The organism is Cetobacterium sp. ZWU0022, from assembly GCF_000800875.1.
In the GTDB taxonomy this organism is placed as follows: Bacteria; Fusobacteriota; Fusobacteriia; order Fusobacteriales; family Fusobacteriaceae; genus Cetobacterium_A.
This window is the reverse complement of sequence record NZ_JRJZ01000128.1, coordinates 15,896-39,562: the sequence shown is the minus strand read 5'-3', so window position 1 is coordinate 39,562 and position 23,667 is coordinate 15,896. Positions and strand designations below refer to the sequence as shown.

The window sequence follows — 23,667 nt, the reverse complement described above, 5'->3', positions numbered from 1 at the left end:
CCATAATTCTTGTCGGCGGTGTTTCCCGCTGACAAAAATTATAGTACCATAAATTTTAAAATAGGTCAACAACTTTTTTTATTTTTTTAAAATTTGTTTTTCTTTTATACTTAACTCCTCAGCATATACAAGGTTTTCTTCCACTAATTTTTTTAAAACATCTAAGTAAAATTTTTCACCTAAACTGTATTTTAAAGTTTCACCATATGCCATTATCAGAGGAACATATTCCTCTTCTAAAAATCCTTCAGGATTTTTTCTTCTAAATGAAGAGCTCATTGACAACTCTTTGTTTATGCATGGCGTATCATAGTAATCTTCTATTGTAAATCCAGTTGTGAAATCATCAGGTACTGTTATATACAATACCGACTTATCCTCTTCTGAAATTATATCTATAGGCCACAAACTACAAACCAAAGGTTTTTTTTCTACAATCTCTTTTGCTCCTAAATTATTTTCTAAACATATAGAATGTAAAGAGCATAATACCGATTCATTTGAAGGTTTAAAAGAGCACGTACATAATGACACTTCATTTTCAACTAACTCATCAGGAACAAGACAATCATCTTTTTTTATACTTTCTATTATCTCTTCAATTTTAAAATCATTTTCTAATAAAATATCAATATTTTTAGTTTTCTCATTATATTTTTGAATGTTGTCTAAAATAAATTCTCTCGTTGTATTCTCATAGATAGTTGGATTATCTGCACAACATGGATCTTGACATTTAAAACAATCAAAATTGGCCAAATTCGAAAAAGAACTGTAATCAACAAAGGCTTGGTAACGCTCCCCTCTTACCACAACATCTGTTTTCAGCACATCTACTCTTTTAAAATGTTCTCTTAACATCTCCTCTCTTTCTTCACTAACCTTATAAACCTGCTCACCTTTTGGATGATTTAAAAATAAAAAATAGTTCATAACATCTCCTTAAAATTATTAAATATATTAATTTTATTCTAACATAAATTCCGTTTTTTTTACAATTTTTATAATTATTCAAATTAACTTCTAATTATGTGTTGTTTTTATCTTTTACTTATAGTAATATATCTACTATAATATATTATTATAGTATAGGTACAGGAGGCATCACTTTGAACAAAAAAATAGGACTACAACCCGGAACTCTTTTGTATACTGGCGATCGTCATATTACAACTGAGATTCCCATAACTCATTATACTTACAACCACGAATCTTTTAAAAAAAATACTTTTATTTTTAAAGATAATCTTTTAGTTGAGCTTCACCCATCTCATGTTAACTGGCTAAATATTGGTGGTATCCACAATACTGATCTTATTAAAAAAATTGGAGAAGCGTTCAATGTTGATTCTTTAATTTTAGAAGATTTACTTAATAGTTCTCAAAGACCAAAATTAGAAATTAGAGATGAATATATCTTTATCACTCTAAAAATGATTTCTCCAGCTAACGACAAACACAAATATGAGTATGAGCAAGTTTCATTTATATTATTCTCAAACTTGCTAATTACTTTCCAAGAAAATCCATTTGATGTTTTTGACAACATTAGAGGAAGAATAGAAAAAGGAAGCGGAAGATTAAGAAACAAAAAAGAAGGATATTTAACTTACTCTTTAATTGATAGAATAGTAGATAACTATTTTTTAATCATCGAAGATTTAGAAGAGAGAATTGACGACTTAGAAAGTAAGGTTACTACCGATCCTAAGAAAAAAGATTTTGACGATATTTTAGAATTAAAAAAAGAACTTCTAAAGTTCAGAAGAGCTTTAGCCCCACTAAAAGAGGTTTCAGCAAAATTTAAGGATTCTGACATTCAAGAATATCTAGGTGAGGATACAGATATCTATTTAAGAGACTTACAAGATCATATCGTTATAGCAAACGAATCTAACGATGCTCTTTTTAATCGTGGAAATGAACTTTTACAACTTTATCATTCTACAATCAGTACTGGAATGAATGAAATTATGAAAGTTTTAACTATGATTTCAACAATATTCATCCCTCTTGGATTCTTGGCAGGACTTTACGGAATGAACTTCGAATACATCCCTGAATTAGGATGGAAATATGGTTACTTCACACTTTTAAGTATTATGGGTCTTATAATTTTAGGAACCGCTGTTTTCTTCAAAAAGAAAAAATGGTGGTAAAAAATTAATTTATAACATTTATTTTAAGGAGGTTTTTCCAAATGGAACAAACATTAGCAACTTTTATTAATGAATTTACAGCTGCAATAGCTAAGTCAGCTCCTATTTTCATTAAAAAAGTAATCTTTCTAGCCATCTTATGGACTACTTACAAACCGGTTAAAGGCTTCTTAATGAAGGCCTTCAACAAATTTTTAGCTCTAAAAAAATTAGATGAACTTCTTATTCATTTTTTAGAGTCATTCTTAAATATCATAATAATTATTTTCTACGGGTTAAATGTTATTCAAATTCTAGGTATTGAAATGACATCAATTATTGCTCTTCTTGGATCTATCGGTATCGGTATCGGACTTGCTCTTAAAGGAAGTTTATCTGATCTTGCTGGTGGAATGCAAATACTTGCCTCTAGATACTTTACTAAAGGAGACTATATTGTAACTTGTGGCGTTGAAGGTATCGTTCAAAGAATCACTTTCCTTTATACTGTTTTACATACTGTGGACAATAAATTTGTTGTTGTTCCTAACGGTAAACTTTCAGGAGAGGTTATTATAAATGCTGGAGCTAACAATGAAAGAAGAGTAGATTCTGTATTCTCTGTTTCTTATGACACATCAATCGATAAAGTAAAAGAGATTCTTACTCAAATAGCTAAAGAACATAAACTGATACTTCAAGAAAAAGATATCTTTGTTAGACTAAGCAAGCATAACTCTAGTTCTCTTGATTTTACAATGAGAGTTTGGGCTAAAAAAGAGCACTATTGGGATGTATTTTTCGATTTACAAGAACTTGTTAAAAAGAAATTCGATCAAGAAGGAATCGAGATTCCATATAACAAACTTGACGTTTACCAAAAATAGAAAAAAGAGGCTAAAATCTAGCCTCTTTTCTTATATATTTTTATCTATTTTTTAATAAACTTTTTCCTGGAATTCCTGGTTTTGTCATTTCAAACGGATTTAAAATTATATCTAATTCCTCTTTTGTTAATAACTTTCTTTCTAATATTAGGTCTACCACAGAAACACCTGTTTTTATAGACGTTTTAGCTATATCAGCTGCATTTTTATATCCTATATGTGGATTTAATGCTGTTATCGTTCCAACACTCATATCAACTAATTGTTGACATCTTTCTTTATTTGCAGTTATTCCAACTAAGCAGTTATCAATTAAAGTATTCACTCCATTTTTTAATATCTCAATTGATTGGAATAAATTAAAGAACAATACTGGTTCAAATACATTCAATTCCAATTGTCCAGCTTCTGCTGCTTTAGTTACTGTTTGATCATTTCCAAAGATTTGGAAACAAACTTGATTCATAACCTCCGGTATAACTGGATTTACTTTTCCTGGCATAATTGACGAACCTGGTTGCTGTTGTGGTAAGTTTATCTCTGCTAAACCAGTCTTTGGACCAGAAGCCATAAGTCTTAAGTCGTTGCACATCTTAGACAAGTTCACTGCTGTAACTTTCAGTGCTGAAGATAACCATACAAAACTATCTAAATTTCTTGTTCCATCAACTAAATCATCTGCTTGAACAAAATCAACATTTGTTACATCTGACAATATTCTAACTACATCTTCAACATATTTTGTATCCGCATTTATTCCGGTTCCTACAGCTGTTGCTCCCATATTAACTGTTTTTAAATCTTCTAACGCAATTTTTATTCTTTTTATATCTCTTACAACTGGCTGTGCATAAGCTTTAAACTCTTGCCCTAATCTTATTGGCACTGCATCTTGCAAATGTGTTCTTCCCATCTTTATAACATCGTCAAATTCAGTACTTTTCAATAACAATGTTGAATTTAATCTCTCTAGGCTTTTCAATAACTCTTCTGACATCATTTGTAAAGCTAACTTACCTGCTGTTGGAATTACATCATTTGTTGATTGTCCATAATTTACATGATCATTAGGATGAACTTTATCATATTTTCCTAATTCACCACCTAATATTTCACCAGCTCTATTTGCGATAACTTCATTTATATTCATATTCATAGATGTTCCTGCTCCACCTTGAATAACATCAGTTATAAATTGATCCATGAACTTCCCTGATATAATCTCTTCTGATGCTTTAACTATAGCAGTAACAACATCTTCCTCTAAAACTCCTGCTTCTAAATTCGCAATTGCAGAAGCTTTTTTTACATATGCTAAAGCTTTTATAAAGTCATTTCCTAGTCTATACCCCGTAATATGGAAATTATTTTTTCCTCTCAATGATTGAACCCCATAATAAGCATCTACTGGAACTTGTAACGTTCCTATCGAATCACTCTCTAATCTAAATTTTTCCAAAATCTTTCACCTTCCCTTTATTTTCCCCAGAACTTCAAAACTTTAAAATAAAATTTTCATTTTTATTCTTTTTGAAAATAAACATTTCGTTCTTTATCCGTTCATTTGTGCTTTCTTGTTTTAAAGTATACTGTTTTTTTTGTAAAAGTCAAGTGTTTTTTATGAACTATTTTTAGATTAATTTTATTTCAATAAAATAAACGTATCTTCTTTCGTAACCTCTTCTTTAGCTTCGAAATATTCTGGATTTTCAGCCTCAAGTTTTTTTAGTTTTAATAGCGTTCTTCCTAAATGGTGCTCTAACATCCCTCTCAACTTATCGATATCCCTTTTTTCTAATGCAGCTAAAATCTCTTCATGCTCCTCTACAACCGAAATATCACTTGTTTTATTTTTAGCGTTTAAAACTCTTACCCTTTGATAATGTCCTGTCCCATTTGATGCTAGCTCCCATAATCCTGGTATCTCTGCTTTCTCAAATATCATTTTATGAAAATCATTATCCATCTTATGAAATTCTAAATAATTACGATTCCCTTCACAATATACTCTTTGCATTTTTATATTTGTTCTTAAATCCTCTACAAATTCATCATCTAAATTTTCAACCACTCTTTCAAATGCTGCTGTTTCTAAGGCTACTCTTAAAACTTTTGCTTCTAACACTTTTTGAGCACTAATCTTCGTTACAAAAGTACCTTTCTGTGGAATACTTTCTATAAGCTGATCATGCTTTAATAATATTAAAGCCTCTCTTATAGGTGTTCTGCTCATTCCTAGCTTTTCCCCTATTACTTTCTCGCTCAATTCACTTCCAGGTTTTAAATTCAATTCAAATATATTTCTTTTTAAAATTTTATATGCATAAGCTGAGTTGCTATTTTCTCTTGACATACAATTCCTCCTTGTTTATTTTTTCACATATTTTTGCGCAAGATAATATATCTTTATAATAAAATATACTAGCTACTTTGTCAAACTCAATATTTTACCAAAAAAAAATAGGGTGATATACACCCTATTAAAATATCTATACATTCTTATAACTCAAATCCATATGGTAATAATTCTTCCATTGTCATTAGCTTATAATCTCTTTTTAAGTTTCCAAGAATGATTATAGTATCATCATTTGCAAACTCTTTTATAACTTGTCTACATGCACCACAAGGACTTACTGGCCCTGTTGTATCTGCTACAACAGCAATTAGTTTTATTTTTCTCATCCCTTTACTTGCTGCAGCAAAAATAGCACTTCTTTCAGCACAATTAGAAAGTCCATAAGAACCATTTTCTATATTAGCTCCCGATGTCTCTTCTCCGTTTTCATCTACTAGTATTGCACCTACTTTAAAATTTGAATATGGGGCATAAGCTTTTTCTCTTGCAAGAATAGCTTTATCTACATACTCTAAAATTATTTTTTCATCAAGTGTTTTCATCATATTATTACTCCGCAATACTTTCTAGTGCTATTTCTATCATATCTTTTAAAGTCGTTTGTCTTTCTTGAGATGTTGTTTCCTCTCCTGTCACTAATGAATCAGAGATTGTTAAAATTGTTAACGCTTTAGCATTATATTTTGCAGCTATTGTATAAAGAGCTGCTGTTTCCATCTCAACGCATAAAACACCAAATTCTGCCCATTTTTTGTAAGATTCAAAATTATCACCATAAAACTCATCTGCCGTTAAAACATTCCCTCCTTTAACAGAGATTCCCTTTTTTGCAGCTGCATTTGCTGCATTCATAAATAATCCAAAATCTGCTGTTGGTGCATAGTCTGCTCCACCAAATCTAAGTCTATTCATTCCTGAAGTTGTTGATGATGCCATCGCTAATATTACGTCTCTTATCTTTACATCCTCTCTATAAGATCCTGCAGTTCCAACTCTAATAAGATTTTTAACTCCATATTCTCTAATCAATTCATTTACATATATAGAAATAGATGGAACACCCATTCCTGTCCCTTGCACTGAAACTCTTTTCCCTTTATAAGTTCCTGTATATCCATACATTCCTCTTACTTCGTTATAACAAACAACATCTTCTAAAAAAGTTTCTGCTATCCATTTTGCTCTTAACGGATCTCCTGGTAACAATACCGTTTCTGCTATTTCTCCTTGCTTTGCTCCTATATGTACACTCATCATATCCTCCTATTTTTTACTTTTTTATTTTGTTATTTTTTGAGCAAAACTTCCTGCTAAGTCAGTTCTACCTAATAAAAGTTCCTCTATCGTTGCGGCTATCGTCGAGAATCCTTCCAATATTTCCAAATCTACACCCTGTTTCATATTTTTACCATATACTAAAACAGGAATATACTCTCTCGTGTGATCACTTCCCTTATACGTCGGGTCACACCCATGGTCTGCCGTCAGTATTAAAAGCTCGTTCTCTTTTAAGTTTTCTATAATTTCAGGAAGGTAGTTATCAAATTCTTCTAAGGCCAATTTATACCCCTTAGGGTCTCTTCTATGACCAAATTTCATATCAAAATCAACAAGGTTTGTAAAAATAATTCCTTTAGTATCCTTTTTAAGTTCATCTATCGTTTTTAAAATACCATCTACATTATCTTTGTTTGTACCTCTGCTTCTTGTTAAACCAACACCAGCAAATATATCACTAGTCTTTCCTATTCCAATTACATCTAGTTCTGAATTTTTTATTCTATCTAACATACTTTCTTTTGGAGGTTCAACCGAGTAATCATGTCTATTTGATGTTCTCGAAAATTCTCCAGCTTTTTTTCCCACAAAAGGTCTTGCTATTACTCTAGCTACCGGAGACATCTCACTACAAATTTCTAAAGCTTTTTTACAAGCATCATAAAGTTCATCTAAAGATACTAACTCTTCATTAGCTGCTATTTGAAACACTGGATCTGCTGATGTATAAACAATCCAAGCTCCTGTTGCTAGTTGCTCTTCACCATAAGCATCTAAAACATCTGTTCCAGAGTATGGAAGATTACACAGAACTTTTCTTCCAGTAGCTTTTTCAAAAGCTTCAATTGTTTCTTTTGGGAAGCCGTTTGCATATGTCGGAAAAGCTTTCTCTTGAACTATTCCTGCTATTTCCCAGTGCCCTGTCGTTGTATCTTTTCCTTTTGATAGTTCAGAAGCCTTTCCAAAAGCACCTGTAGGTTTTTCAACAGAATCTACTCCTAGAATCTCAGCAATATTACCTAATCCCATTTTTTCCATATTCGGTAGATTTAATCCCCCTGTTGTAAGAGCTATATTAGCTAAAGTATTCGTTCCTTCATCTCCAAACTCTTTAGCATCTGGTAATGCACCTATTCCTGCACTATCTAACACTATTAGAGTAACTCTATCTAGTTTTTTCATTTCATTCACTCCTTTTCTATAAGGTAACAAAAGGCTGATCAAATTGATCAGCCCCCTTTTATTATTTATCGCTAACTTTGATTTCTCCAGCCATCAATTTAGCTTTAATTTCTTCAAACTTTTGAAGTTTTTCAGCACCGATTATCTCTTTTGTAAACTCGAATTCAGTTACTCCAACTCCATTTTCTTTCGCTCCATAAACAGATAATCCTGATACGAACTCTCCATTTGTTAAAGCTTTAACTGTATCGTAAACTCCAACATCAACATTTTTTAACATAGATGTTAAAACTGTTCCTGGTTCTACTCCATCTTGGTTTGAGTCAACACCGATAGCGAAAACTCCCTTTTCTTTTGCTGCTGCAATAACTCCCATTCCTGTTCCACCAGCTGCATGGTATATTACATCTGCACCTTGGTTAATTTCAGAAATAGCATTTTCCTTTCCTCTAACTGGGTCATTGAAAGGATTTGGTCCTGTTGTATAAACTGAGAAGAATTTAACTCCTGGTTTTACATACTCTGCACCTTGCTTAAATCCTACTTCGAATTTTTTGATTAAAGGATTTTCCATTCCACCAACAAATCCAACTGCATTATTTTTTGTCATTAATCCAGCAATAACTCCAACTAAGAAAGATCCCTCTTCCTCTTTGAAAACTAACGATTTAACATTTGGTAAATCTACTACATCATCAATCATTAAGAACTTTACATCTTGATAATCTGCTGCTACAGTTCTAGCTGATTCTGTCATTTGGAATCCAGTAGCTATTATTAAATCATATCCAGCCTCTGCATACTCTCTTAAGAACTCTTCATCTTCTGCAGGTGAAGCTGGTTCTACATATTTAAATTCAATTCCTAAATCTTTTTGTGCTTGCTCTAACCCTCTGTAAGCCGCATCGTTAAACGACTTGTCTCCTAATCCTCCAGTAGAAAGAACGATTCCCACTCTAAGTGGCTTTGCTGCAAATAATCCGATTGCTAACATCATAGACATAACAAAAGTAACTATTTTTCTCATTAATACCCTCCTAAATAACTTTATACTAGCTAGATTTTAACATATTCTTAACCTATTTCAAAGAAAAATTTACTATTTATTTCATCATTTTTCCTAAAGTATATATTAATTCATCGATTACTTTGTTCTCATCGTTATTTTTTATACCGGATACAACACATTTTCTTAGGTGATCTTCTAAAATAAGCTTAGCTATTCCATCTAAAGCAGCCTTAGCTGAAGATATTTGATTAAGAACATCATCACAATAATTATCTTCTTCAATCATTCTTTTTATACCTCTTATCTGCCCCTCTATTCTATTAGCTCTAGCTATCATTTTTTTCTTGTCACCACACAATTTATTTGGACACTCTTCTGACATCAAACTCCTCCTATATATGCCTTTTATAGGGTATCCCCCTATAAAAGGCATATTATCATATAAATAAAAAAAAATCTACTTTTTTCAAGTAGATTTTTTTATTTTTCAAGTTCAACAGTTACTTTCAATCTTTTTAATCCTGTTTGAATTGCTTTTATTTTAAACTTACTAATCCCTTTAATTTCTAACAGTTCTTCTATCGAAGCCTCTTGTACTTTAGATAAATTTCCATAATTATTAACTATTTTCTCTATATCTCTCTTAGTTAATTTAGTTATTTTATCTAGAATTCTATATCCCTTTGGCGTTACTCTGTTTCCTAAAGCAGAATAAGTTTTTCCATAATCTAATACTGCTGATAACTTTTCAAGTTCTTTCAATTCATCATCTGTTAGCTTAGAAAGTCTATCTGTTATCTCCTCTAGATCAAACGGTGCATTAGAATAGTTCCAATAATCTCTAAGGAAATCTTCTTTCTCACTTTCTATATCTTGAATTAAATCATTAAGATGTAATTTTACAAGTCTTCCATCTACACCTAACTCTGTCATATAGTTATTCATCTCTTGGAAAATTCTTGTTACCTTTTCAAATCTTTGAAGAACAACTGTAACCTCATAAAGCGTTACTAAATCATCTAATTCAAGAATAGTTAAATTCCCTAACGCTTTATCTAATACAAAACGATAACGCTCTAAAGTATTTAATCCTTGTGATGCTTCTCCCATAAGATCTGTTGTGCTTCTAAGTCTGTGTTTCATCTCACCTTTATAAATTGTTACAACTTTTTTTCTTTCTGACACTGCTATGACTAACTTATCTGTTTGCTTTGCAACTCTTTGAGCTGTTCTGTGTCTTGTTCCACTTTCATTAGTTGAAAATCTCATACTCGGTTGTAAATGAACATTAGCCGAGTGTATCTTTGTGATATCAGAGTCTAAAATTATAGCTCCATCCATTTTACATAATTCAAACAATTTTTCAGGTGTATATTCACAATTTATTTCAAACCCACCATCCATTATTTTTTGAACCTCTGGATCTAAGCCAACAACTATAAGCGCTCCCATTTCACCATCTAAAACATTATAGATCCCCTCTCTTAACTTTGTCCCTGGAGCCAACAGAGAAAGAATCTCTAAGAATTCTGGGTTATTCATCTTTACTCATCCTCTCTAAAAATTCTTCTAAATTTTTTAAATATATTATTTTTAATTTATAACTATTTTTTTCAATCTCTTTTCTATTAGCTTCAGGCACATATACACCTTTGAATCCTAACTTCTCTAACTCTCTTAGTCTTCTATCTATGAAAAATGCTTTTCTAATCTCTCCTCTTAATCCCAATTCACCGATAGCTGCTATTTTCTGGCTTATAGCTACATTTCTATATAAAGAAACTATTGATATTAAAGCACCTAAGTCTGCTGCTGGATCATTTATTGAAAGTCCACCTGGAATATTGATAAAAAGATCCTTCATTCCTAAATTCATTCCCATTCTTTTTTCTGCGATTGCCGTCAAAATTTGCATTCTATTTCTGTCAAACCCTTGAACAATTCTTTTAGGAATTCCTATTGTACAATCTGTCAACAAAGTCTGAATCTCTAATAAAAATACTTTCGTTCCTTCTAATACAGGAACTACCATACTACCTATATTTTTCTCATCTCTTTCACTCAGGAAAAACTCTGATGAATTTTTTACTTCATGTATACCTGTGTCCTCCATACTAAAAACAGCTAATTCATTTGTAGATCCAAATCTATTCTTCAAACTTCTCAAAATTCTATAGAATAATCCCTCTTCTCCTTCAAAATGAAACACCGCATCAACCATATGCTCCAATAGTTTTGGTCCTGCAACTTTTCCATCTTTCGTTATATGACCCACTATAAAAAATGACACTTCATTTTTCTTAGCAAGCTCTATTATTTTCAAAGTACATTCCCTTATTTGAGTTGGAGTTCCTGGAATAGAATCCACCTCTGAATTATACAGTGTTTGTATAGAATCAACAATAACTATTTTTGGTTTTTTTGTAATAACATACTCATATATACTCTGAATATCAGTTTCTGACATCAAATATAAATTTTCAGAATAAATACCTAATCTCTCTCCTCTTGATTTTATCTGAGCAGGTGATTCCTCTCCAGATACATACAGAACATCTCCATACTCTGTATACTCCTTAGCTGTTTGAAGTAATAATGTTGATTTTCCAATTCCTGGATTTCCAGTTATCAAAACAACCTCTCCTTTAACAAGACCTCCACCCAATATTCTATCAAATTCAGATATCTTAGTTTTATATCTAAAGTTTTTTTCTATTTGAACATTAGCAAAGGAAACTACTTTGTCTTGAAGATTTTGAAGTGAGCTAGCTGAAGATTTTATACTTTTAGCTGCAATTGGAGATACCTCTATCTCCTCATCAAATGTGCCCCATTCTCCACAACCTTCACACTTACCCATCCACTTTATAGTTTTATATCCACATTCACTACAAACGTAAAAACTTTTTGCCTTTGCCATAACCGAACTACTCCTTAACCCTTTTTTTTATCCTCTCAATTACATTTTCATCTAAATAGTTATCTAGTTTCCCATCATACAAAGCCAACTCTCTAACTATAGATGAACTTACATATAGATATTCCTTAGATGATGGAATAAAAATTGTCTCTATCTCTCCTTCAGATATATCATAGTTCCCATAGGCAAGTGATAACTCATATTCATAATCAGTTACAGCTCTAAGGCCTCTAATTATATAATTACATCCTATCTCTTTCATATAATTTGCTAAAAGGCCACTATGATCTACTACTTCTATATTCTCAATATCTTTCAATACCTCTTGAACCATCTCTTTACGCTCTTCTAAAGTAAACATAGTTTTTTTAGAACTGTTATTCAATACTGCTACAATTAATTTATCACACATTTTACTTGCTCTTTTTATTATCTCAGAATGCCCTTTTGTAATAGGATCAAATGTTCCTGAATATAAAGCCAACTTCATCTTTACACCTAACTTTCCAATATTATCTCATAATCTTTTAAAGAATCTCTATTCTTAGTACTTATCTCTATACTTTTTCCTGATTTTTGTAAAAGAGCTTTTATAAAATCTAGATATATACTCTCTATCTTCTCTTTCACTGTTTCTTTTGTTATAATTTTAACTTTTTTTATATCTTTCTCGTCTACAATCTCTTTAAGCTCTTTTATTATATTTTCTACAATAGCTCTACTACCCTTTATCTTTCCTGTTCCTTTACACATAGGACACTCATCTTGGAAATAATAAGATAATGGTTTACCCAATCTTTTTCTTGTCATTTCAACTAATCCTAAATCTGTGAAATGAATAATATTTGTTTTAACTCTATCTTTGGCTAAATTTTCCTCCAACACTTTTAAAACTTTTACCTTATCCTCTTCTACTTTCATATCTATGAAATCTATTATTATAATTCCACTTAAATTTCTTATACGAAGCTGTCTTGCAATCTCCTCTGCAGCCTCTATATTTGTTTTAACAACAGTTTCTTCTAAATTCATGCTTCCAATATTTTTACCTGTATTCACGTCTACACTTACCAAAGCTTCTGTTTTCTCTATAACTATAGAACCTCCACACTCTAGCATTGTCGTAACTTCAAGAGATTTCTCTATCTCTTTTTGAATACCATATTTATAGAAAATCTCCTCTTTTTCAGTATAGAGTTTAATCTTCATCTTTGGAATGCCTTCACTAAAAGCTCTCACATAATCGATAATCTCCCAGTATACATCCTCATTATCTACAATTATCTCATCTATGTCATTACCTATTATATCTCTTAAAACTTTACTAACTATTCCATTATCTTTATATAAAAGTTCACCTGGTTTTGCTTCTTTTATTTTAATCTCTATCTCTTCCCATTTCTTTATCAGATATTGCAACTCTTTTTCAAAATGGTATATACTTTTTCCTTCAGCGGCCGTTCTTATTATAACACCCATTCCTTCAGGAACTATCTCAGAAAAAAGCTTCTCTAAACGTTCTCTTTCAATCTCATCCTTTATCTTTTTCGAAATAGCGATATGATTGTTATTTGGCATTAAAACCAAAAATTTACCAGGAATCGTATAGTGAGTTGTTACTCTCGCTCCTTTACTTCCTCTAGGATCACTTAAAACTTGGACTACAACTTCATCCCCTACATTTAAAAGTTCTTCTATAGGTTTTATACTATTTACTATCCCAGTTAAATACTTCTCTTCAAAATCTCTCAAATCCTTAACATATAAAAATCCATTTTTCTCTAATCCAATATTAACAAAAGCTGACTCCATTCCAGGAAGAACATTTGCCACTTTCCCTTTATAGATATTTCCATTTAAAGTTCCTTCGCCCTCTCTTTCGATATGAACTTCCATAACTTTTCCATTTTCTAAAACTGCTGCTCTTGTTTTAAATCTATTGGTATTTATTACTACCTGGTTCATCTATCTCTCCCCTAAGAACCTGTTTCCACGGGTAAATCACTTCATTTACTTTAATTGTATCTACCTCTAATGTATTGTTTATTTTAATCTTAAAATCTTTTCCTAACTTCTCTTTATTGACCTTATTTATACCAACAATTCTGGAAACATTCCTTTCATTAGTTTCTACATCCAATTTTTTTTCTATTTCTAATATACTTTTTAGAAAATCATAATATATCTCTCCAACTACAAGCTCTCTAAAAGCTGGATGGAAAGGTCCCCCTAAAACATTTTCGTCGTCATTTAAATCATCCGTCGGTTGCAATCCAACTCTTACTATATTAATATCATTATAATCTAATAATGAATATATTTTTTTACATCTTTTTACTGCCTCACCTAGTGTTAATGGTGTGTAGGTACCTGCTTTAAACATATCAGCCATCTCAGTTTCTTTTATAACTAGAGTCGGATATATTCTAGCTATATCTGGTTCTAATCCTACTGTTTTTACAGCACTTATATAATCACTCTCATCTGTCGATCCTGGTAATCCCAACATCAACTGGATTCCTAATTCAATTTCTGCATCTTTTATCAATTTTGAAGCTGTATAAACTTTTTCCATCGGATAAAACCTATGTGTTTGTTTCAATACATTTTCGTCTAAAGATTGAACTCCTAACTCTACAGTCGTAACTCCATATTTTTTCAGCATCTTAACTATCTCTTCATCTATATAATCTGGTCTAGTAGAAAGTCTAATTCCATCAACTAATCCATTTTTTATATATTCATAAACTACAGATAGATATTCTTCTTGTAATTTTATAGAAATTCCTGTAAAAGTTCCACCAAAAAAAGCCACCTCTTTCTTGGATTTTTTTGGAAGAGTTTTTAAGTATGTTTCAATTATATTTTTTATATCATCTGTAGTTACATCTGTTTCTCTACCATTAATCTTTTTCTGATTACAAAAAACACAATCATTTGGGCACCCAAAATGACTTATAAAGATTGGAATATTATAGTGTTTCATAAAGTTTTACTCCTAACTTTTTGCAGATATCTTTTGCTGCAGATTGCTCGGCACTTTTTTTATTTTTCCCTTTTCCATATCCTTTTAAATCATCTTTTATAATTGCAACAACCTCAAAAACTTTTAAGTGGTCTGGTCCTGCTTCACTTACAACTTGATATGTTGGTATTATTTTATATTCTTTTTGACTATACTCTTGTAAAATTGTTTTAAAATCTAAAATATCCTCATTTTCATTTACATGCTCAATTGGATGTCTTAAATATTTCATAGCTATATCTTTTGTTGTTACAAAATCAGAATCTAAATATATCGCTCCTAATATTGCCTCAAATACATCTCCTAATATAGAGTTTCTTTCTCTTCCACCAGTTAACTCTTCACCTTTACTTAACATTAAGTATTGTCCAAAATCTAATGTTTTAGATATTTTTGCTAATACAGGTTCACTAACTACCATAGCTTTCAGTTTTGCTAAATCTCCCTCTAGTGCATTTGGATACGTCTTGTATAAATGCTCTGTAACGATAAGATCTAGAACTGCATCACCTAGCAGTTCTAGTCTTTCATTGTTTAATTTTCTATATTTAGCGTGTTCATTTCCGAAAGATCTATGGATAAGTGCATTTTTTAATAGGTCTTTATTTTTAAAGTTGTATCCTATTTTATCTTCTAATTCTAGATATGATTTTTTCACTTATCTCTCTCCCTTTATTTACTATTTATATTTTCTCATTGCTATTACAGCATTATGTCCACCAAATCCTAATGAACTTGACATTCCAACTTCGATATCTCTTTTTATCATTTCGTTTGGAGTGTAATTTAAATCTAAAGCTGGATCTGGATTATCTTGATTTATTGTTGGAGGTACTACTCCTTCAGCAATCGATAACGCTAAGATAACTCCTTCAATTCCTCCTGCTGCTCCTAAACCATGCCCTGTAGCTCCTTTTGTTGAAGATATGTTCATAGTGTAAGCTGCATCACCGAATGCATCTTTTATAGCCGCTGTTTCATTTCTATCGTTTGCTGGTGTTGATGTTCCATGTGCATTGATATATCCAACCTCTTCAGGTTTAATATCTCCTTGTTCCATAGCCATTACAAAAGCTCTTACAGCTCCTTCTCCACCTTCTGCTGGTGAAGTTATATGGTAAGCATCACAAGTTTCTCCGTATCCTACAACTTCAGCATAGATTTTTGCTCCTCTAGCTTTTGCTGATTCTAACTCTTCTAAAATAAGAATTCCTGCTCCCTCTCCCATTACAAATCCATCTCTATCAGCTGTAAATGGTCTTGAAGCTCTTTGTGGATCGTCATTTCTTGTAGATAAAGCTTTCATATTTGCAAATGCATTTATAGCAAACTTTGTTATACAAGCTTCTGTTCCACCTGTTATCATAGCATCTGTTTTACCAGATCTAATCATCTCAAATGAATCTCCTATTGAATGAGTTCCTGCTGCACACGCTGTTACTACAGCTTTATTTGGACCCTTAGCTCCAAAGTATATTCCTACGTTTCCTGAAGCCATGTTATTAATCATAGCTGGAATTGTAAACGGAGATATTCTTCTAGTTCCTTTTTCTAGCATTGTTCCATATTGCTCCTCAAAAACTTCGATTCCTCCGATTCCAGATGATACAATTGTTCCAACTTTAGTTGCGTTATTTTCATCTATAACAAGTCCTGAGTCTTCTAATGCCATTTTTGTAGCGGCAATAGCAAACTGAGTATTTCTTGCTAATTTTTTTACCTCTTTCTTTTCGATTCCAAATTCTGTTGGATCAAAATCAGTAACCTCTCCTGCTATCTTAACGGCACTCTCTGTTGTATCGAAAGATTTAATCTCATTTATTCCACATTTACCAGCTTTTATAGCATCCCAAGATTTTTCCGTTCCAGTTCCTAGTGAAGTTATTAAACCAACTCCTGTTACAACTACTCTTCTCATTATCCTATCCACCTCTTTGTTATTTTTCCAAAAAATATAACTAAAGGGGTACTTTCATACCCCTTTAAATTTATCTTACTTATTTGCCTCAATGTAGTTTACAACATCTTGTACAGTTTTTATTTTTTCTGCATCTGTATCAGGAATTTCTACGTCGAACTCCTCTTCGAAAGCCATTATTAATTCAACTGTATCTAATGAATCCGCTCCTAAATCCTCAACGAAGTTCGCTTCTAAAGTTACTTGATCTGCGTCTACTCCTAATTGCTCTACAACTATTTCTCTTATTTTATCTAACATATGTTTTCCTCCTGATTTTTTTATTATTTATATTAATATATTAGCAAATTTAATATATTTTTTCAAGTTTTATAATCTTTTAGATTACACTAAATCTGAAAGCTTTTCGATATTGATCACTTCGATCTCTTTATCGATTTTTTTGATTAAACCATTCAATACTTTTCCTGGTCCAATCTCATATATCTTTGTTACACCTGCTGCTTTTAATGTTGTAATTGTGTCTACCCATTTTACAGGTCCAAAGCTTTGTCTATACAGTTCATCTTTTAAGTCTTCAACCGAAGTTATCTCTTTAGCTGTTGTATTAGCGATTAAAACTACTTCTGAATTCTTAAATTCGAATCCTTCTAACGCTTCTTTTAAAATCTCTCCTGCCGGCTTCATTAGACTTGAATGGAATGGTCCTGAAACAGCTAACTCCATAGCTCTTCTTGCTCCTGCTTCCTTTAATACTATACAAGCACTTCCTATAGCTTCCTTTTCTCCAGCTATTACAGTTTGTTTCGGTTCATTGAAGTTTACTGCCTCAACAACCCCAGCTACACCCTTTAAAGTCTCAACTATTACATCTGAATCAAGTCCTAATATCGCTGCCATAGTTCCAGCTACCTCAGCTGACACTTTACTCATAGCCGCTCCTCTTAAAGATGTTAACTTTACTGCATCCTCCATTGATAAAAATCCAGCTGACCCAACAGCTGCATACTCTCCTACAGAGTGTCCTGCTACGAAATTTGCTACAATACCTTTCTCTCTTAGTAGTTTCTCTAAAACTAAGCTCATTGCAACGATAGCTGGTTGAGTATTTTTAGTATCTTTTAACTCCTCTTCACTACCTTCAAACATCACTTTTTTTAAATCAAAATCTAAGCTAGAAAATATTTTATCAAACTCACTTTTAGCTAAATCGTTATTCTCATAAAGTTCTTTTCCCATTCCAACATATTGCGTTCCTTGTCCTGGAAAAACAAAAGCTATTTTACTCATATTAACTCCTTTTTTTATAAATAACACATGTTTTTTTAATATACCATATTCTTTTTCTTATGTCAATTTTAAATTTAGTAAGACCATTTTAATATCATAGAAGCGTACGTTAACCCCGCTCCAAATCCAGTTAAAGCTATTGTATCTCCCTTTTTTACAAGACCTTTTTCCAATGCTTCTCCTAATGCTAACCCGATTGATGCAGATGATGTATTTCCATATTTATTTAAGTTTAAATAGAACTTTTCCATTGGAATCTCTAATCTTTTTGATGCTGCTTCTATTATTCTACTATTAGCTTGATGTGGGAATACCATGTCTAAATCGCTTGGAGTTAATCCCGCTGCTTCTAAAGCTTCTAAAGTTGCCTTTGGTAAAGCTTTAACTGCAAATTTAAATACATCTTGTCCTTTCATTTGTAAGAAGTTTGATCTCTCTTCTAAAACTTCTTGACTTAAAGGTTTTCTAGTTCCTCCTGCTGGAGTTCTTAATGCACCTTTCACATCCGCTTCTGCTCCTAAGAATTGTGATATCATTCCATATCCATCTTCTACTTCTGCTACAACTGCTGCTGCTGCTCCATCACCAAATAATACACAAGTATTTCTATCTTGCATATCTACACACTTCGAAAGAACTTCTGCACCTATAACTAAAACTTTTTTATTCATTCCTGATACAACTAATGCTTTTGCCATAGTTAAAGCATATACAAATCCACTACAAGCCGCATTTATGTCTACTGCCGCCGCATTTACAGCACCTATCAACTCTTGAACAACACAAGCCGTACTTTGAATTGGATAATCAGGCGTAGTTGTTGCTAAAATTATCATATCTATATCTTCTACAGGAACTCCTGCTTTTTCTAAAGCTACTTTTGCTGCCTCAGCTCCTAAATCAGATGTAGCTTGAGTTTCATTAGCAAATCTTCTTTCTTCTATACCAGTTCTAGTTCTAATCCACTCATCTGTTGTATCTATAATTTTTTCAAAATCAAAATTTGTCATTACATTCTCTGGAACATAAGTTCCTAATCCTATTATACCTACATTTTTAAGCTTCATTGTTTCCTCCTTCGCTTTGTTTCATAACCTCTGTTAATCTATCTATAAATTTGTCTTCTGCAAACTTATTGGCAACCTTTAAAGCATTTTTAATCCCTTTCGCCGACGAATTTCCGTGAGCCTTTATCGATATTCCATTTATACCTAAAAATAGTGCTCCACCATATTCTGAAGAATCTAATTTGGTTTTCAATTTTTTTAAAATAGGCATCAATAAAAGTGCTCCTATTTTTCCTAAAAGACTTTTTCCTATCTCCTCTTTCAAAATAGAAAATATAAATTTGGCCGTTCCTTCAGCTGTTTTTAATACCATATTTCCTGTGAATCCATCCGCGACAATGACATCTACTTCTCCATCCATCATCTCTCTACTCTCTATATTCCCAGCAAAATTAATATCGTTATTATTTTTCAACAAATTGAAGGCTTCTCTGGTGATTTCATTTCCCTTTCCCTCTTCTGTTCCAATATTTAATAATCCAACTTTTGGATTGCTTACTCCAAACATCTCTTCATAATAAAGAGAACCCATTGTTGCGAACTGATTTACAAACTCCGGTCTACAATCAGCATTAGCTCCAACATCCATTAAAACTATATCTCTTTTTTTACTAGGGAATATCGTCGTAATAGCTGGTCTTAAAACACCTTTTATCCTTCTCAACTTCAATTGACTTGCACTTATTAGTGCACCTGTATTTCCTGCTGATACCGATGCTTGAGCCTCTCCTGATTTAACTAGCTCTAACATTCTATTCATAGAGGCATCTTTTTTTGTTCGAACTGCCGTCATAGGATCATCTGTCATCTCTATAACTTCTCTCGCATCAAAAATCTCTACTCTGTTTTTATCGTATGTATATTTCTTTAACTCTTCTTCTATTTTTTCTTTCTGTCCAACTAAAATCACAGTCAAATTTTGTAATTCCTCTAAAGCTTGAACTGCTCCCTTAACTGTTTCAAGAGGTGCAAAATCTCCACCCATGGCATCTAAAGCGATTCTCATAATTTCTCCTCAATATATATATAATTATTAACTATTATAGCATATTTTAAGAAATAAAAAAAAGCAAGATTTAACTATCCCGCTTTTTTTTATAAGATATTACTCTACTTCTGTAGCTAATACTTGCTTTCCGTTGTAATCTCCACATGCAAGACAAATTCTGTGTGGTCTTCTTGGTGATCCACATTTGTCACAAGTTGCTAAAGTAGAACCTGTTAATGCGTGGTGAGATCTTCTCATGTTTTTCTTAGCTTTTGAAGTTTTCTTCTTAGGTACTGCCATCTTAGTTTCCCTCCTAATACAATCATATTTAAAAATTTAAAATTTTATGTCTAATAATTGCTGCCACCTAGGGTCAACGTCATCTTTCGAGTATTTTTCTACTTCAGAAGTATCTGAACACTCTGGAAGACATGCCTCATATTGTGACAAATCAAGTATTATATATTCTCTTACCAGATCAGAGATATTTATCTCGCTATTTAAAGCTTCTTCAAAGTGTTTATCACCAAACTCTTCCTCTGGCTTCAGGCTTGAAGTATACTTAGAATACTCTTTTGGATCTAGATATTCTGCTCTAAAATCTCCTTGGATTAAAGGCTCTATCTCCGTAAGACATCTAACACATTCTAACCTTAGTACTGTTCTATAAGATCCTTCAACTACATAACCATTATCGTCTTTAAAAGCTCTTCCTCTAATAGTTACACCTTCTGGAGTATCTATAGAATCTATAGTTTTTTCAACATAATCAAAGGTAACCTCTGATTCATTAATAATTTCACTAAGCTTTATTATCAATGTTATCCTCCTTATAATTACAATACCTTAATATTTTACTAGTTTTTTTAGAGGTTGTCAAGTAATTTTTCTTAACAACCTTTTATAATTTTATACGTTAAATAAAAACTCCATTAAGTCTCCATCTTTAACGATGTACTCTTTCCCTTCTAGTCTAAGAACTCCTGCTTCTTGAGCTCCTTTCCATCCAGAATACTTTATGAAATCTTCATATCCTACAACTTTCGCTCTAATAAATCCTCTTTCGAAATCTGTATGAATCTCTCCAGCTGCCTTTGGTGCTGTATCTCCGATTCTTATAGTCCAAGCTCTTACTTCTTTAACTCCAGCCGTGAAATAAGTTTGTAGTCCTAATAACTTAAATCCAGCTCTTATCAATCTGTTTAATCCTGGTTCTTCTACTCCTAAAGCTTCTAAGAACTCTTTCTTGTCCTCGTCTTCCATCTCTTGTAACTCAGATTCAACTCTTGCAGATACTACTACTACTTCCGCTCCTAAGTTAGCTGCATAATCTTTTACTCTTTCAACATATTCATTTCCTGTTGCTAAGTCATCTTCTGAAACATTAGCTGCGAACATCATTGGTTTCTGAGTTAAAAGTTGGTAAGTTCTTATTAACTCTTGCTCTTCTGGTGTTAAAATTAAAGTTTTTAACATTTTATATTCATCTAAGTGTGCTTTACACTTTTCTAAAACTGGCATTAAAACCATAGCTTCTTTATTTTTAGATTTAAATAACTTTGATTGTTTCTCGATAGCTTTTTCGATAGTTTCCATATCAGCTAAGATTAACTCTCCATTTATTATTTCGATATCTCTTATTGGATCTACACTTCCACTTACGTGAATGATATTTTCATCTTCAAAACATCTAACAACTTGACATATTGCAGCTGTAGTTCTGATATTTGATAAGAATTTGTTTCCTAACCCTTCACCTTTTGCTGCTCCTTCAACTAAACCAGCTATATCTACGAATTCAACTGTTGCATTTTGAACTCTTTGAGGATTAATTATTTTTGATAACTCATCTAATCTTGAATCTGGAACTGTTACCATTCCAACATTTGGTTCTATTGTACAAAACGGGTAGTTTGCCGCTTCCGCTGCTCCAGCTTTTGTTATTGCATTAAACAGAGTTGACTTTCCAACATTTGGAAGTCCTACTATTCCTATACCTATCATCTTAGAGATTCCTCCTGAAATTTTATTTTACTTTAGATTTTACCACATCTCTAACCTTTTGTAAATAAAAAAACCCTCACTTTATATGGTGAGAGTTTTTATTTTCTATGCCTCTTCAGCTACACAGCTAGTTTGTGTAGATTTTTTCAATCTTACTTTTGGTTCACTTGGTAATCCAAATCTTGGTATCAATCTATCTAATCCTGTCAATGTTGCAATTAGTATTGTTGAAACTGCTATTAAAGCTAAGAAGTTATATTTAATAATATCCATAGCTGTAAAGTTGTATAGTGGATAAACTGCTTGAGCAATTCCTAAGTAGAATCCTATATAAACATGCCAAGGTATTAATTGAGATCCAAATACTCCTAATGCATCACTAAATGTTGCATTTCTAAGTCTTAATGTTTCTATATCCTCTTCTGAACCTTCTACATTTTTCTCAACAATCTCTCTAATGATTGGTCCCATAGTTACTATTTGTGCCATCTCATCAGCTAATCCTGCATTTCCTAAGATTGATAATAATCCATTACAGAACATTAATTGTCTTACATTTCTTGATACTTTTACTACTATATTAGATAGTGGTCTAAATGCATCCATCAATTTCATTATTCCACCGAAAGCTGCAACCCACATCATCATTACAATTACCCAAGAACCCGCTCCTTCAAATCCAGAGTAAAGTAAATCTAAAAATGCTCCAGTATTTTCAACTGTTCCAGCTATTAATCCCAATCCGTAAGCTGAGAATATTCCAATAAACAAACAAAGTAGTGTTGTTAATCCTTTGAAAGCTGCTATTAAAACAAGCACTAAAGGTATTATCATATATGTTGGAACACCATCTTTAACTTGATTTAAAAGTGTAACTGCTGACTCTCTCTTTTCAGCTAGAACTGTCCAAACCTCTTCTGGTATCTGACCAATCGCTGTTGCTGCATCCCCAGTTGTTGTTGGTAATCCCATCGAAACTCCAGCAATATAGAATGCTACTATTCCTAGAAGTAAAACTAATCCTGACCAATATCCTTGATGTCTAATTCTTTTTATAACTTCAACTTTTTGAATTCCAGAACTAACTATAGTTGTATCAGATATAAGTCCTATATTATCTCCGAAACATGCCCCTCCTGCTATCGCTCCAACTGTTAAAGCTATATTTCCACCAACAATATGGTTAAGCCATAAAAATATCGGTGCACACGCTGCAAATGTTCCCCAGCTTGTTCCTGTTGCTATAGATAATACTGATGTAACAACTATTCCTACAACTGCTACAGTTCTTCCTGTAAGTCCAACATTCAATGCTAAGTTTATAATTGAAGCCCCTACTCCAGTTGACATAAATACTTCAGCCATTGCATAAGCTACCATCAATATAAAGAATGCTACTTGCATCTCTTTTGCATTATTTATTACTGCCTCTATTATATCATTCACTTTTTTCTTCTCTACAAATCCTGCTACAAGTGCTGCATAAACTGTTGCTATAGGTGCTGCTATAAGAGCGTCATATCCCATAAACATAAGTGCTGCCAATACTGCTACTGGACTTAATTTCAATAGTTCAATTATTGTGTTCATCCTAAAACCTCC

At 32.2% G+C, this 23,667-nt stretch carries 25 protein-coding genes; 2 read left to right on the top strand and 23 right to left on the bottom strand.

Features of this window, described 5'->3' with window-relative positions; all coding sequences use genetic code 11:
* Nucleotides 1–78: 78 nt before the first annotated feature.
* Entirely contained in the window at nucleotides 79–933 is an 855-nt protein-coding gene (locus L988_RS10335; protein WP_047384007.1) for a hypothetical protein, read from the bottom strand.
* A 176-nt stretch (nucleotides 934–1,109) separates the two neighbouring features.
* On the opposite strand from L988_RS10335, the gene corA reads away from it, so the two are divergent.
* Nucleotides 1,110–2,159 (top strand): magnesium/cobalt transporter CorA, encoded by a 1,050-nt coding sequence (gene corA, locus L988_RS10330; RefSeq protein WP_052191811.1) that lies wholly within the window; start codon nucleotides 1,110–1,112, stop codon nucleotides 2,157–2,159.
* 41 nt (nucleotides 2,160–2,200) lie between these two features.
* Entirely contained in the window at nucleotides 2,201–3,025 is an 825-nt protein-coding gene (locus L988_RS10325; RefSeq protein ID WP_047384006.1) for a mechanosensitive ion channel family protein, read from the top strand.
* 40 nt (nucleotides 3,026–3,065) lie between these two features.
* Here L988_RS10325 and L988_RS10320 read toward each other — a convergent pair whose 3' ends face one another.
* The 22 genes from L988_RS10320 to L988_RS10215 form a co-directional block, all read right to left on the bottom strand.
* The gene (locus L988_RS10320) at nucleotides 3,066–4,484 is read right to left on the bottom strand and encodes an aspartate ammonia-lyase (protein ID WP_047384005.1); all 1,419 of its coding nucleotides are present in this window, start codon (nucleotides 4,482–4,484) and stop codon (nucleotides 3,066–3,068) included.
* 183 nt (nucleotides 4,485–4,667) lie between these two features.
* Entirely contained in the window at nucleotides 4,668–5,378 is a 711-nt protein-coding gene (locus L988_RS10315; RefSeq protein ID WP_052191810.1) for a GntR family transcriptional regulator, read from the bottom strand.
* Between the two features lie 146 nt (nucleotides 5,379–5,524).
* The gene (cdd, locus tag L988_RS10310) at nucleotides 5,525–5,926 is read right to left on the bottom strand and encodes a cytidine deaminase (RefSeq protein WP_047384016.1); all 402 of its coding nucleotides are present in this window, start codon (nucleotides 5,924–5,926) and stop codon (nucleotides 5,525–5,527) included.
* A 7-nt stretch (nucleotides 5,927–5,933) separates the two neighbouring features.
* Complete coding sequence (gene deoD / locus L988_RS10305; RefSeq protein ID WP_047384004.1) at nucleotides 5,934–6,638, bottom strand: purine-nucleoside phosphorylase; 705 nt, start codon at nucleotides 6,636–6,638, stop codon at nucleotides 5,934–5,936.
* 24 nt (nucleotides 6,639–6,662) lie between these two features.
* Nucleotides 6,663–7,844, bottom strand: coding sequence for a phosphopentomutase (locus L988_RS10300; protein WP_047384014.1), 1,182 nt, complete (start codon nucleotides 7,842–7,844; stop codon nucleotides 6,663–6,665).
* Between the two features lie 61 nt (nucleotides 7,845–7,905).
* Complete coding sequence (locus L988_RS10295) at nucleotides 7,906–8,871, bottom strand: BMP family protein (protein ID WP_047384003.1); 966 nt, start codon at nucleotides 8,869–8,871, stop codon at nucleotides 7,906–7,908.
* A gap of 76 nt (nucleotides 8,872–8,947) precedes the next feature.
* Nucleotides 8,948–9,235 (bottom strand): metal-sensitive transcriptional regulator, encoded by a 288-nt coding sequence (locus L988_RS10290; RefSeq protein WP_052191809.1) that lies wholly within the window; start codon nucleotides 9,233–9,235, stop codon nucleotides 8,948–8,950.
* A gap of 98 nt (nucleotides 9,236–9,333) precedes the next feature.
* The gene (disA, locus tag L988_RS10285) at nucleotides 9,334–10,395 is read right to left on the bottom strand and encodes a DNA integrity scanning diadenylate cyclase DisA (RefSeq protein ID WP_047384002.1); all 1,062 of its coding nucleotides are present in this window, start codon (nucleotides 10,393–10,395) and stop codon (nucleotides 9,334–9,336) included.
* A complete protein-coding gene (gene radA / locus L988_RS10280; RefSeq protein ID WP_047384001.1) occupies nucleotides 10,388–11,773 on the bottom strand; it encodes a DNA repair protein RadA in 1,386 nt (461 codons plus the stop codon). The genes disA and radA overlap by 8 nt, the downstream gene beginning before the upstream one ends.
* Nucleotides 11,774–11,780: 7 nt before the next feature.
* Nucleotides 11,781–12,263, bottom strand: a complete 483-nt coding sequence (gene coaD / locus L988_RS10275; RefSeq protein ID WP_047383999.1) for a pantetheine-phosphate adenylyltransferase — start codon at nucleotides 12,261–12,263, stop codon at nucleotides 11,781–11,783.
* An 8-nt stretch (nucleotides 12,264–12,271) separates the two neighbouring features.
* Complete coding sequence (locus L988_RS10270; RefSeq protein ID WP_047383997.1) at nucleotides 12,272–13,738, bottom strand: Rne/Rng family ribonuclease; 1,467 nt, start codon at nucleotides 13,736–13,738, stop codon at nucleotides 12,272–12,274.
* Nucleotides 13,710–14,759 (bottom strand): elongator complex protein 3, encoded by a 1,050-nt coding sequence (locus L988_RS10265; RefSeq protein ID WP_047383996.1) that lies wholly within the window; start codon nucleotides 14,757–14,759, stop codon nucleotides 13,710–13,712. The genes L988_RS10270 and L988_RS10265 overlap by 29 nt, the downstream gene beginning before the upstream one ends.
* Nucleotides 14,746–15,456, bottom strand: a complete 711-nt coding sequence (gene rnc / locus L988_RS10260) for a ribonuclease III (protein WP_047383994.1) — start codon at nucleotides 15,454–15,456, stop codon at nucleotides 14,746–14,748. The genes L988_RS10265 and rnc overlap by 14 nt, the downstream gene beginning before the upstream one ends.
* A gap of 21 nt (nucleotides 15,457–15,477) precedes the next feature.
* Nucleotides 15,478–16,716, bottom strand: coding sequence for a beta-ketoacyl-ACP synthase II (gene fabF, locus L988_RS10255; RefSeq protein ID WP_047383992.1), 1,239 nt, complete (start codon nucleotides 16,714–16,716; stop codon nucleotides 15,478–15,480).
* A gap of 75 nt (nucleotides 16,717–16,791) precedes the next feature.
* Entirely contained in the window at nucleotides 16,792–17,016 is a 225-nt protein-coding gene (gene acpP / locus L988_RS10250; RefSeq protein ID WP_047383990.1) for an acyl carrier protein, read from the bottom strand.
* 84 nt (nucleotides 17,017–17,100) lie between these two features.
* Entirely contained in the window at nucleotides 17,101–18,006 is a 906-nt protein-coding gene (fabD, locus tag L988_RS10245; RefSeq protein ID WP_047383988.1) for an ACP S-malonyltransferase, read from the bottom strand.
* Between the two features lie 74 nt (nucleotides 18,007–18,080).
* Nucleotides 18,081–19,073, bottom strand: coding sequence for a beta-ketoacyl-ACP synthase III (locus L988_RS10240; protein WP_047383986.1), 993 nt, complete (start codon nucleotides 19,071–19,073; stop codon nucleotides 18,081–18,083).
* Nucleotides 19,063–20,079, bottom strand: coding sequence for a phosphate acyltransferase PlsX (gene plsX / locus L988_RS10235; RefSeq protein ID WP_047383985.1), 1,017 nt, complete (start codon nucleotides 20,077–20,079; stop codon nucleotides 19,063–19,065). The genes L988_RS10240 and plsX overlap by 11 nt, the downstream gene beginning before the upstream one ends.
* A gap of 99 nt (nucleotides 20,080–20,178) precedes the next feature.
* The gene (gene rpmF, locus L988_RS10230) at nucleotides 20,179–20,361 is read right to left on the bottom strand and encodes a 50S ribosomal protein L32 (protein ID WP_047383983.1); all 183 of its coding nucleotides are present in this window, start codon (nucleotides 20,359–20,361) and stop codon (nucleotides 20,179–20,181) included.
* Nucleotides 20,362–20,397: 36 nt separating this feature from the next.
* Nucleotides 20,398–20,880: a DUF177 domain-containing protein gene (locus tag L988_RS10225; RefSeq protein WP_052191808.1), complete on the bottom strand. Its 483-nt coding sequence runs from the start codon at nucleotides 20,878–20,880 to the stop codon at nucleotides 20,398–20,400.
* Nucleotides 20,881–20,970: 90 nt separating this feature from the next.
* Nucleotides 20,971–22,065: a redox-regulated ATPase YchF gene (gene ychF, locus L988_RS10220; RefSeq protein WP_047383979.1), complete on the bottom strand. Its 1,095-nt coding sequence runs from the start codon at nucleotides 22,063–22,065 to the stop codon at nucleotides 20,971–20,973.
* A 105-nt stretch (nucleotides 22,066–22,170) separates the two neighbouring features.
* Nucleotides 22,171–23,655, bottom strand: a complete 1,485-nt coding sequence (locus tag L988_RS10215; protein WP_047383978.1) for a Na+/H+ antiporter NhaC family protein — start codon at nucleotides 23,653–23,655, stop codon at nucleotides 22,171–22,173.
* Between the last annotated feature and the right edge of the window lie 12 nt (nucleotides 23,656–23,667).